Annotated in this window: 10 protein-coding genes and 2 pseudogenes; 9 read left to right on the top strand and 3 right to left on the bottom strand. The window is 67.8% G+C overall.

Going from position 1 to position 10,948, the window contains the following annotated elements:
* Window positions 1-251: 251 nt before the first annotated feature.
* From sdhC to ABTZ94_RS19510, 8 genes and pseudogenes are all read left to right on the top strand, one after another.
* Window positions 252-632: a succinate dehydrogenase, cytochrome b556 subunit gene (sdhC, locus tag ABTZ94_RS19475; protein WP_351202295.1), complete on the top strand. Its 381-nt coding sequence runs from the start codon at window positions 252-254 to the stop codon at window positions 630-632.
* 5 nt (window positions 633-637) lie between these two features.
* Window positions 638-1,114: a succinate dehydrogenase hydrophobic membrane anchor subunit gene (locus ABTZ94_RS19480; RefSeq protein WP_351202296.1), complete on the top strand. Its 477-nt coding sequence runs from the start codon at window positions 638-640 to the stop codon at window positions 1,112-1,114.
* A 29-nt stretch (window positions 1,115-1,143) separates the two neighbouring features.
* Window positions 1,144-2,898 (top strand): succinate dehydrogenase flavoprotein subunit, encoded by a 1,755-nt coding sequence (gene sdhA / locus ABTZ94_RS19485; protein WP_351202297.1) that lies wholly within the window; start codon window positions 1,144-1,146, stop codon window positions 2,896-2,898.
* The gene (locus tag ABTZ94_RS19490) at window positions 2,898-3,665 is read left to right on the top strand and encodes a succinate dehydrogenase iron-sulfur subunit (RefSeq protein ID WP_351202298.1); all 768 of its coding nucleotides are present in this window, start codon (window positions 2,898-2,900) and stop codon (window positions 3,663-3,665) included. Before sdhA ends, ABTZ94_RS19490 begins: the two co-directional genes overlap by 1 nt.
* A gap of 181 nt (window positions 3,666-3,846) precedes the next feature.
* The gene (locus ABTZ94_RS19495) at window positions 3,847-4,437 is read left to right on the top strand and encodes a hypothetical protein (RefSeq protein ID WP_351202299.1); all 591 of its coding nucleotides are present in this window, start codon (window positions 3,847-3,849) and stop codon (window positions 4,435-4,437) included.
* Between the two features lie 9 nt (window positions 4,438-4,446).
* Window positions 4,447-4,992, top strand: a pseudogene (locus ABTZ94_RS19500) (MFS transporter); the annotation flags it as partial.
* A pseudogene (locus ABTZ94_RS19505) lies at window positions 4,984-5,301 on the top strand (hypothetical protein); the annotation flags it as partial. The pseudogenes ABTZ94_RS19500 and ABTZ94_RS19505, both read left to right, overlap by 9 nt.
* 23 nt (window positions 5,302-5,324) lie before the next feature.
* On the top strand, window positions 5,325-6,035 hold the full coding sequence (locus ABTZ94_RS19510) for a TetR/AcrR family transcriptional regulator (RefSeq protein WP_351202300.1): 711 nt from the start codon (window positions 5,325-5,327) through the stop codon (window positions 6,033-6,035).
* Between the two features lie 93 nt (window positions 6,036-6,128).
* Here ABTZ94_RS19510 and ABTZ94_RS19515 read toward each other — a convergent pair whose 3' ends face one another.
* The 3 genes from ABTZ94_RS19515 to ABTZ94_RS19525 form a co-directional block, all read right to left on the bottom strand.
* Window positions 6,129-7,685 carry an ABC transporter substrate-binding protein gene (locus tag ABTZ94_RS19515; protein WP_351202301.1) on the bottom strand — a complete coding sequence of 519 codons (1,557 nt, stop codon included), beginning with the start codon at window positions 7,683-7,685 and terminating at the stop codon, window positions 6,129-6,131.
* A 187-nt stretch (window positions 7,686-7,872) separates the two neighbouring features.
* On the bottom strand, window positions 7,873-9,165 hold the full coding sequence (locus tag ABTZ94_RS19520; RefSeq protein WP_351202302.1) for a metallophosphoesterase: 1,293 nt from the start codon (window positions 9,163-9,165) through the stop codon (window positions 7,873-7,875).
* Between the two features lie 29 nt (window positions 9,166-9,194).
* Window positions 9,195-9,440: an SCO4848 family membrane protein gene (locus ABTZ94_RS19525; RefSeq protein WP_351202303.1), complete on the bottom strand. Its 246-nt coding sequence runs from the start codon at window positions 9,438-9,440 to the stop codon at window positions 9,195-9,197.
* 121 nt (window positions 9,441-9,561) lie between these two features.
* On the opposite strand from ABTZ94_RS19525, the gene ABTZ94_RS19530 reads away from it, so the two are divergent.
* Window positions 9,562-10,827, top strand: a complete 1,266-nt coding sequence (locus ABTZ94_RS19530; RefSeq protein WP_351202304.1) for a D-alanyl-D-alanine carboxypeptidase family protein — start codon at window positions 9,562-9,564, stop codon at window positions 10,825-10,827.
* Window positions 10,828-10,948 lie beyond the last annotated feature (121 nt).

Here is a 10,948-nt window from a genome sequence, read left to right on the forward strand (position 1 = left end):
TGGATGTATGTGGACGTTCCGACAACGCGGCGAGGTGCCGTAGCTGTCGTCGCGCGCCCGCCAGGGATTACGGGACAGCCCTTAGCCCGTCCGTGGCTGTTTGATTGCCACTTTGATCACACCAGAGGCCCCCGCGCAAACGAACCGACAAAGCGTCGCTACGATGGCCGGGGCCGGTGGACCGTACCCGGCCGGGTCAGACCGACAGTCAAGCCGGCCGGCCCCAATCCCTGCTCCCGGAGGGTTCTTCCGTGCCGGCTGGAACGCTGTACCGCGGCCGGGAAGGCATGTGGTCCTGGGTGGCTCATCGAGTCACCGGTGTCCTCATTTTCTTCTTCCTGTTCGTACACGTCCTGGACACCGCTCTCGTCCGCGTTTCCCCCGAGGCCTACGACGACGTCGTGGCCACGTACAAGACGCCGATCGTCGCGCTCCTCGAATACGGCCTGGTGGCCGCCATTCTCTTCCACGCGCTGAACGGTCTCCGCATCGTCGCCGTGGACTTCTGGGCCAAGGGCCCGCGCTTCCAGAAGCAGATGCTCTGGTCCGTCGTGGGTGTCTGGGTCGTGCTGATGGTCGGGGCCCTGTACCCCGTCCTCGGCCACGCCGTACGCGAAGTCTTCGGGAGCTGAGGCCAATGTCCACCGAGTCCTCCGCCGCGATCGGTTCCGTCGAGGGCGTCAGCCTCTATGACGTCGATCACCCGGCCCCGGTCATCGAGCCGCCGCGCAAGCGGACCGGCAAGACCCCCAAGGCTTCGCGCACCAACTTCGAGATGTACGCCTGGCTCTTCATGCGCCTGTCGGGCATCGTCCTGGTCGTCCTGGTCCTGGGCCACCTCCTGATCCAGCTGGTGCTGGACGGCGGCGTCTCCAAGATCGGCTTCGCCTTCGTGGCGGGCCGCTGGGCCTCGCCGTTCTGGCAGGTCTGGGACCTGGCGATGCTGTGGCTGGCCATGCTGCACGGCGCCAACGGCCTCCGTACGGTCATCAACGACTACGCCGAACGGGACAACACCCGCTTCTGGCTGAAGATGCTGCTGTACACCGCCACGGTGTTCACCGTCCTGCTGGGCACGCTGGTGATCTTCACCTTCGACCCGAACATCCGCTAGGCGCCGGGCCAGAGGGACCAGAGGAAATCATGCAGATCCACAAGTACGACACCGTCATCGTCGGCGCCGGCGGCGCCGGCATGCGCGCGGCCATCGAGTCCACGAAGCGCAGCCGTACCGCCGTGCTCACGAAGCTCTACCCGACCCGCTCCCACACGGGCGCCGCGCAGGGCGGCATGGCCGCCGCGCTCGCCAACGTGGAAGAGGACAACTGGGAGTGGCACACCTTCGACACGATCAAGGGTGGCGACTACCTGGTCGACCAGGACGCCGCCGAGATCCTGGCGAAGGAGGCCATCGACTCCGTTCTCGACCTGGAGAAGATGGGCCTGCCGTTCAACCGCACGCCCGAGGGCCGTATCGACCAGCGTCGCTTCGGTGGCCACAGCCGTAACCACGGCGAGGCCCCGGTCCGCCGGTCCTGCTACGCCTCGGACCGCACCGGCCACATGATCCTCCAGACGCTGTACCAGAACTGCGTCAAGGAGGGTGTGGAGTTCTTCAACGAGTTCTACGTCCTGGACCTCCTGCTCCAAGAGGTGGACGGGGTCAAGAAGTCCGCGGGCGTCGTCGCGTACGAGCTGGCGACCGGCGAGATCCACGTCTTCCAGGCGAAGTCGATCATCTTCGCCTCCGGCGGCACCGGCAAGTTCTTCAAGGTGACGTCGAACGCGCACACCCTGACCGGTGACGGCCAGGCCGCCGCGTACCGCCGCGGTCTGCCGCTGGAGGACATGGAGTTCTTCCAGTTCCACCCGACGGGCATCTGGCGCATGGGCATCCTGCTGACGGAGGGCGCCCGTGGTGAGGGCGGCATCCTCCGCAACAAGGACGGCGAGCGCTTCATGGAGAAGTACGCGCCCGTCATGAAGGACCTCGCGTCCCGTGACGTCGTGTCCCGCTCCATCTACACGGAGATCCGTGAGGGCCGCGGCTGCGGCCCCGAGGGCGACCACGTCTACCTCGACCTCACGCACCTGCCGCCGGAGCAGCTGGACGCCAAGCTCCCGGACATCACCGAGTTCGCGCGTACGTACCTCGGCATCGAGCCCTACACGGACCCGATCCCGATCCAGCCGACCGCGCACTACGCCATGGGCGGCATCCCGACCAACGTCGAGGGCGAGGTGCTGGCCGACAACACCACCGTCGTCCCGGGCCTGTACGCCGCCGGCGAGGTCGCGTGCGTCTCCGTGCACGGTGCCAACCGTCTGGGCACCAACTCGCTGCTCGACATCAACGTCTTCGGACGCCGGTCGGGTATCGCCGCCGCCGAGTACTCGGCGAAGAACGACTACGTCGAGCTTCCCGAGAACCCGGCACAGCTGGTCATCGACCAGGTCGAGCGGCTGCGCAACTCGACGGGCACCGAGCGTGTCGCGACGCTCCGTCTGGAGCTGCAGGAGTGCATGGACGCCAATGTGATGGTGTTCCGCACCGAACAGACCATCAAGACGGCCGTCGACAAGATCGCCGAGCTGCGCAAGCGCTACCTCAACGTGTCCATCCAGGACAAGGGCAAGCGGTTCAACACGGACCTCCTGGAGGCCATCGAGCTGGGCAACCTGCTCGACCTGGCCGAAGTCATGGCGACCTCCGCGCTGGCCCGCAAGGAGTCCCGCGGCGGTCACTACCGCGAGGACTACCCGAACCGCGACGACGTCAACTTCATGCGCCACACCATGGCGTACCGCGAGGTCGCGGCCGACGGCACCGAGTCGATCCGGCTCGACTACAAGCCGGTCGTCCAGACCCGCTACCAGCCGATGGAGCGTAAGTACTGATGGCTACACCGACTCTGGACAAGGCCGAGACCGCCCCCCCGGCGTCCTCTGCCTCCCCGTACATCACGGTCACCTTCCGGATCCGCCGCTTCAACCCCGAGGTCTCCGACGAGGCCCAGTGGCAGGACTTCCAGATCTCGATCGACCCGAAGGAGCGTGTGCTCGACGCCCTTCACGAGATCAAGTGGGAGACGGACGGGTCGCTGACCTTCCGCCGCTCCTGTGCGCACGGCATCTGCGGCTCCGACGCGATGCGGATCAACGGCAAGAACAGGCTCGCCTGCAAGACGCTGATCAAGGACATCAACCCGGAGAAGCCGATCACGGTCGAGGCGATCAAGGGCCTCACGGTCCTCAAGGACCTCGTGGTCGACATGGACCCGTTCTTCCAGGCATACCGCGATGTCATGCCCTTCCTCATCACCAAGGGGAACGAGCCGACCCGTGAGCGTCTGCAGTCCGCCGAGGACCGCGAGCGCTTCGACGACACCACCAAGTGCATCCTCTGCGCCGCGTGCACGTCCTCGTGCCCGGTGTTCTGGAACGACGGCCAGTACTTCGGCCCGGCGGCGATCGTCAACGCGCACCGCTTCATCTTCGACTCGCGCGACGAGGGCGGCGAGCAGCGCCTGGAGATCCTCAACGACCGTGACGGTGTATGGCGTTGCCGCACCACCTTCAACTGCACGGACGCCTGCCCGCGTGGCATCGAGGTCACCAAGGCGATCCAGGAGGTCAAGCGGGCGCTGATCACGCGCCGCTTCTGACCGCCACCGGCGCACCAGTTGCATCCGAGGCCCCGTTTTCCGCACGAACACTGCGGGAAGCGGGGCCTCTTGCTGCGCCGTCCAGGTCTTGACGATACGGTCATGCGGAACCGGACACCGGTTCGCCGCCTCCGGCGCAGCAAGGCGCGGGGCGCACAGGCTTGATCGAGAGCGGGGAACGTTGAGCGATCCGAATCCGTACGCGGACGACTCATACAAGTGGGGACCTCCCCAGCAGCCGGGGAATCCGCCCACCGTCGCGGATGGCCAGGCCGGCGCGGGCACTCCGGCCTACGGTTACCCGCAGCAGCTGCCGGAGTCCGCGGCCGAGCCCGGCCCCGGCTACGGCTATCCCGCGAATCAGGCGGCCCAGCCGACCATGCCCGGTTACGGCTTCCCGCAGCAGCCGGGCACACCGCCCGGCGGCGGTGCGCCGATGCTGACGTTCGGCGACATCACCGTCATGAACGACCAGATCGTGACACCGGCCGGCACGATGCCCCTCAAGGGCGCGGTGTGGACGGCCACGGACCTGTCGCGCACCGAGGAGAAGATCCCGACGGTCGCGATCGTGCTCGCGATCGTCTTCGCGCTGCTCTGTCTGGTCGGTCTGCTCTTCCTGCTGATGAAGGAGAAGAAGACAACCGGCTTCATCCAGGTCTCGGTGACCAGCGGTGGCAGGCACCACTCGACGATGATCCCGGCGATGGGCCCGGAGACCTTCCACATGGTGATGGCCCAGATCAACACGGCCCGCGCGATGAGCATCTGACACGTCGTACGGCTCTTCGTCGGCGCCGAGCTGCTCGGCGGCTCCCCCGCGCTCTGACAGATCACGGTCGCCGAGGCGATCGGCGGCGCCGCCGGGGCGTTCGCGATGCCGACGGTGTCACCACTGATCCGCGGCACCGTGGCGGAGTCGGGACTGCTGCGCGCCAACTCGCTGATGGCGGTGGTCAACAGCGCGACCCGGCTCGACGGCCCGGCCGTCGCCGGAGCCCTGATCCTGACTCCGGGTCCGGGCTGGGCCTTCGTGCTGGACGGCGCGAGCTTCGCGGTGAGCGCCGCGCTGCTGTCCGCCACGAAGGTCCGGCACGTACCCATCCCCCGGCGGTCCCTGCCCAGCGACCTCAAGGAGGGCTGGAGCGAGGTCCGCAGCCGCGACTGGTACTGGACGAGCCTGATCGCCCACGCCGTCCGGAACGGCGCCGCGGCCGTCCTGATGACCGTGGGTCCGGCGCTGTTCGTCCGGGAGCTGGGCGGCAAGGGAGTCTGGGTCGCCCTCCTCCAGACCGGCGCCGTCGGCCTGCTCCTCGGCGAGCTCGTCCCGCTCGATCTCGTCCCTGCGGCCTCCGAGGAGGCGCGCCGCCGCTTCCCCGGGCTCGACCACGCCGGGACGCTCGACGAGATCACGGTGATCGGCGACCGGGGGCAGATCTACCGCGGGACCAGCGCATGGATCGTCTGCCTCTGGGCGCTGGCCGAACACCGGCCCAGGTCCCACTGGCTGACCACCCCGGCGGGCCGCCCGTTCGCCCGGGCGACCGTGCTCGCCGCCGCGAAGTACCGGTCGCTGACCGCGACACCGTGCGGCGACGGGGACGGTTCCTGCACGGTCCCCGGACCTGGGGACTGACCGGGGCGGATACCCTCGGGACTGTGGTGAAGGAAGCGAAGGACGTGAAGGAAGTCAAGGCTCCCAAGAGCGAGCAGACCCGCACACTCATCCTCGAAACCGCGCTCCGGCTCTTCCAGGAACGCGGCTACGACAAGACGACGATGCGGGCCATCGCCCAGGAGGCCGGCGTCTCCGTCGGGAACGCCTACTACTACTTCACGAACAAGGAACACCTCGTCCAGGGCTTCTACGACCGGCTCGCCGCCGAACACGAAGCGGCGGTCCAGCCGGTCCTGGACGGCGACAAGGACCTCGCGGTGCGGATGCGCGGGGTCCTGCTCACGTGGCTGGACGTGGCGGAGCCGTACCACCGCTTCGCCGCCCAGTTCTTCAAGAACGCCGCCGACCCGGAGAGCCCGCTCAGCCCGTTCTCGGCGGACTCGGTCGCGGCCCGCGAGGCGGCGATCTCCATCCACCGGCGGTGCCTGGCCGGCTCCGATGCCAAGACCGATCCCGAACTGGCGGAACTGCTACCGCAGTTGATGTGGCTGATACAGATGGGCCTGGTGCTGTACTGGGTGTACGATCGGACGGAGCACACCGAACGCAGCCGTCGCCTGGTCGAGCGCTCCGCCCCGATCGGTGCCCGCGCCATCGCGCTCTCCCGGTTCCGGGTCCTGCGGCCGCTGGTACGGCAGATTCACGAGGTGCTGGAGGAGTTCCTGCCCGGCGCCGCGAAGCATCGGGCCTAGGCAGGCCCAAGGCAGAGGGGCGGCCGTCCGGCAGTGCCGGGACGACCGCCCCTCGGATCCTGTCGTACGCGCCGGGTCCGGCGCGACGGACCGTCAGATCCGCTTCAGTTCCCACAGCCGCCAGAGGCCGGTGCCGTCCGAGAGGTACTGCGAACCGGAGACATCGGTCGTGCTGACGACATAGTCCTTCTTCTGCCACAGCGGCACGAGCGGCACATCCTCACCGACCAGCGCCTGGAGCTCCTTGAAGTCCGCCGAGGTACGGCTGCGGTCGCTGTACTGCAGCGTGGCGCCGATCAGGGCGTCCATCTTCTTGCTGGAGTAGCCGTTGTGGAGGCTGTTGTTGTGGCCCACCAGCGGCTGGCTGAAAGTGTCGGCGTCCGGGTAGTCGGGGAACCAGCCGACGGTGTACGCGTCGTACTTGCCGACCGCGTACTCCTTCTGGAACTTCGTCCACTCGACGGCCTTGACCGTGACCTTGAACAGGCCGCTCGCCTCCAGCTGGCGGCGCAGCTCCACGGTCTCGTTCGCGTACGCCTCGTCGCCGCCGCGGTAGCCGAAGGTGAAGTGCAGCGGCGTCTGCACGCCGGCCTGCTCCAGGAGCTTCTTCGCGCGCGCGGGATCGGGCGACGGATAGGCGTCGAAGAACGGTGTGCTGTGCCCGATGTAGCCCTGCGGGATCAGCGAGTAGAGCGGTTCGACCGTGCTCTTGTAGACATCGGTCACCAGCGGCCCGCGGTCGATGAGTGACGCGATGGCCTGCCGGACCTTCTTGTCGGCGAACGGGGAGCCGTCGCGGACGTTGAAGACGAGGTTGCGGATTTCGGCGCTGTCCGCCTCGGTGACGCGCAGATCGGGGTCGCCGGGGTTCAGCTCGGCGAGCGTGGCCGGCGGCAGCTGGCGGTGCGTCACATCGACCTGTCCGACCTTCCAGGCCGCCAGGAGTGCTTCCGACCCCTTGTAGTAGTGCACGGTGACCGGGACACCGGTCTTGCTCAGCGCACCCTCGTACCGGGGATTGGGGACCAGCTCGGCGGTGGCGCCCGGCCGGTACGACTTCAGGATGTAGGGGCCCGAGCCGTCGACCGTGCTTCCGGCCCGGAGCTTGTTCGGCGGGTACGTCTCGCGGTCGACGATCGATCCGGCTCCCGTGGCGAGCTTCTGCGGGAAGGTCGCATCGCGCGAGGAGAGGTTGAAGGTGATGGTGCGGCCCTCGGTCACCACGTTCTTGAGGCTCGGGAACAGCACCGCCGGACCGACATCCGTCTTGATCCTGATCATGCGCTCGATGGAGTACTTGACATCGGCGGCGGTCATCTTGCGACCGTTGGAGAAGAACAGATCGTCGCGCAGCTTGCACTGGTACGTCTGGAGCTTCTGGCCAATGAACCCACAGCTCTCGGCGGCGTCGGGTTCGGGGACGATCGCCCCGGACTTGAACGTCATGAGGGACTGATAGATGTTGCTGTACATCGCCCAGGAACCGGCGTCGTACGCACCTGCCGGGTCGAGCGAGGTGACTACGTCCGTCGTACCGACCGCGATCGGGTCGTTGTTCACCTCGTCCGAGGGAAGCAGCTGCCAGGCGCCGACGCCTGCGATGACCAAAACCGCGAGAACCGCGAGAATCCGTAGTCGGATCGACCGCATTGCCGTGCTCTCCCTTACCAGCCCCACCTCGGTGTTGCGCTCAGATCCGCATATCACCGCATGCTCGCGCTCAGCCAATCACACGATTTTCACATCTGGAAGAGCAAAACTGGGATTCATAGCCTTTTGTTCGGTACTTGAAACCTCGGGTTGACCCACATGTCCACAACCGGCCTTCGACGGAGGGTCAGGCGTGCCGGGAGGCGAGCTCCACGACAGTGATGTCGGAAGGTGCGCCGACCCGTACGGGCGGCCCCCAGGCGCCCGCTCCGCGCGAGACGTACAGCTGGGTGTCGCCGTAGCGGTCGAGCCCGGCGACCGTGGGATTGGCCAGCTCGGCGATGAAATTGCCCGGCCAGAGCTGGCCGCCGTGGGTGTGGCCGGAGAGCTGGAGGTCCACGCCGTGGGCGACGGCATCGTGGATGACGACGGGCTGGTGGGCGAGGAGGACGGCGGCGCGGGTACGGTCCCGATCACCGAGCGCGCGATCGAAATCGGGCCCCTGCCCCTCGCTCTTCCCGGCAATATCATTGACGCCCGCAAGATCGAATCCATTGATCTCGACCCGGGCATTCTCCAAGGGGTGAAGCCCCAATTCCCTTACGTGGTCAATCCATTGGGCGGCGCCGGAGTAGTACTCGTGGTTGCCGGTGACGAAGAAACTGCCCTGACGGGCACTCAGCCGCGCGAGCGGCTCCGCGGCCGGACCGAGGTCGGCGACGGTTCCGTCGACGAGATCCCCGACGACGGCGACCAGATCCGGCTGGGTCCGGTTGATCGTGTCGACGATCCGCTGGGTATGGGCGCGGCCGAGGATCGGGCCGAGGTGGATGTCGCTGACGACGGCGATCCGGAAGCCGTGCGCGGAGCGGGGCAGCTTGGCGAGCGGGACGGTGATCCGCTTGACCCGCGGCCCGCGCAGCACGCCGTACGTCCCGTAGCCGACCGTGCCGAGCCCGGCGACGGCGGCGGCGCCCCCGACGGCGCGCGCGACGAATAGACGGCGTGTGGGGACTGCGAGGGTGTCTGCGACGGGGGCGTCCGCGACGAGGATGTCCGCGGCGGGGACGTCGGCGACGAGGATGTCCGCGGCGGGGACGTCGGCGGCCTCGGGCGTGAGCACTTTCGTCGCCGTCGGACGATTCAACTCATTCGCACGGCCTGCGAGCACCCGGCGCAGAACCGGCCGTACCCCCTCACCCACCAGCAGGGCCAGCGTCAGATACAGCAGCGCGGCCAGCCACAGGTACCCGGGCCAGGCCAGCACTTGCTGGAGCCAGAAGGGCGCACCCGTACGGCCGGAGACCAGGGCGCCGACGCTCAGCAGCGGCAGGAGGTACGCGGCCACCGTGCCGGTTCTGCGCAGAGCGCTGCCCTCGGCCGTCGTGTCACCGACGAAGCGGCGCCACAGATAGCGGTGCACACCTACGAGCAGCGCGAGCACCACGACCGCCGTCACCGCGAGACCGACCACTGCCACTTGCGCTCCCCCGCCCGTCGTACGGCCTGTTATGCACCTTCGCGGCGCAGTGCCCTGACTCCGCGGAACCCGATCACACCGACGGCCGTCCCCAGGAGAAAGGACGTGATGGCGAGCAGCAGATGCACCCAGAAGTACGCAGTCGGGTCACCCGCGTCGTCGAAGGCGAGTCCACTGCCGTCCTTCCATAGGTTCTTGACGAAAGTGATCCAGATGAACCAGCTCCACACCCCGAAACAGAGCAGGAACCAGGAGACGGGGCGGCTGAGCTTCATGGACCCAGTATCTCCGCCGCGCTCCGGCAAGGCCGCCCGGGGTGGGCTGTCCCGGCGTTACGCACGGCGGTTCAAGCCATCCGTGCCCGCGTTCATATCTTCGCCCTGTACGTTTCCGACCGTGCCTGCTCTGAAGAAGATCGCGTTGACGATCACCTCTGCCGCCTTGTTGTCCACATTTGTCATCAGCCCGGCATCGGCGGTCGACAAGGACACCCCCGGCAAGCAGCCGAAGCCACCCGCCGGTATGTCCCGGGTCGGTGGCGAGCTGCTGGGCCGGACCGGCACACAAGTCAAGCTGGGGGCCGGAGCCCCGGTGCTGCCCAAGGACCTCACGGGCAGGTCCTGGATCGTTGCGGACGCGGAGAACGGCCAGGTCCTCGCCGCGCACAACCCGCACTGGCGGCTGCCCCCCGCCTCCACCCTGAAGATGCTCTTCGCGGACACCGTGATGCCCGGACTGCAGCCGAAGACCCGGACGTACACCGTCCAGGACGAGGACCTCGCCGACGTCGGCGAGGGCAGCAGCCTGGTCGGCGTCAAGGAACACCTCAGCTATACGGTCGAGGACCTGTGGCTCGGGGTGTTCCTGCGTTCGGGCAATGACGCGGTGCATGTGCTGTCCTCGATGTACGGCGGCATTCCCAAGGCCGTCGCCGACATGCAGGCACATGCCGAGGAGCTGCAGGCGCTCGACACGAAGGTGGTGTCGCCCGACGGATACGACGCGCCCGATCAGGTCTCCAGCGCGTACGACCTGACGCTGTTCGCCCGCAGCGGGCTGCAGAAGGCGGACTTCCGGGAGTACTGCTCGACGGCCGAGGCGGACTTCCCCGGCGCGAAGAAGAAGGGCGGCAAGCGGGAGAGCTTCAAGATCCAGAACACCAACCGGCTGCTCACCGGCGCGGGCGTCGCCCCGTACAAGGGCATCGCGGGCGTCAAGAACGGCTACACCACGCACGCGGGCAACACCTTCACCGGTGTCGCCGAACGCAACGGCAAGGTGCTGCTCGTCACCGTCATGAATCCGTCGTCCGAAAAGCCCCACGCCGTCTACAAGGAAGCCGCGGACCTCCTCGACTGGGGCTTCGACGCGAGCGGCAAGGTGACCCCGGTCGGCGAACTGGTGCCCCCGAGGTCCGCAGCCACCGGAACAGGCACAGGGAGCGGGAAGGGCCCCGCGGCGTCGCACGGGAAGGGCGAGGGCAGGAACGGCCCCTCGCACACCACCGAGACCGCTGCCGCCGACGGCGGCAGCGGGGGCGGGGGCGTCGGGATCGCGCTGGGAATCGCCGGAGGCGTCCTGGTGCTGCTGGCCGGCGGTGTGTTCCTGGTCAATCGGCGCTGGCCGCTGCCGGACCTGGTGCGCCGCCTTCCTCGTCGCTGACGGCCGCGGACGACCTCACCCACGACAGGGAGCGGATCAGCGAGCGGCGTCATGCGGCTTCGATTGCAAGGCGGAGGAAGGAAGCGGATGGGGTCTCCCCTGGTCGAGCGAAGCCGAGAGC

Origin of the sequence: Streptomyces sp. NPDC002785 (genome assembly GCF_040295565.1) — a bacterium.
GTDB lineage: Bacteria > Actinomycetota > Actinomycetes > Streptomycetales > Streptomycetaceae > Streptomyces.

Coding starts and splice junctions, on each gene's coding strand:
- ABTZ94_RS19490 (WP_351202298.1), top strand. CDS start 2,898: ATGGCTACACCGACTCTGGACAAGGCCGAGACCGCCCCCCCGGCGTCC.
- ABTZ94_RS19480 (WP_351202296.1), top strand. CDS start 638: ATGTCCACCGAGTCCTCCGCCGCGATCGGTTCCGTCGAGGGCGTCAGC.
- ABTZ94_RS19525 (WP_351202303.1), bottom strand. CDS start 9,440: ATGAAGCTCAGCCGCCCCGTCTCCTGGTTCCTGCTCTGTTTCGGGGTG.
- sdhA (WP_351202297.1), top strand. CDS start 1,144: ATGCAGATCCACAAGTACGACACCGTCATCGTCGGCGCCGGCGGCGCC.
- ABTZ94_RS19515 (WP_351202301.1), bottom strand. CDS start 7,685: ATGCGGTCGATCCGACTACGGATTCTCGCGGTTCTCGCGGTTTTGGTC.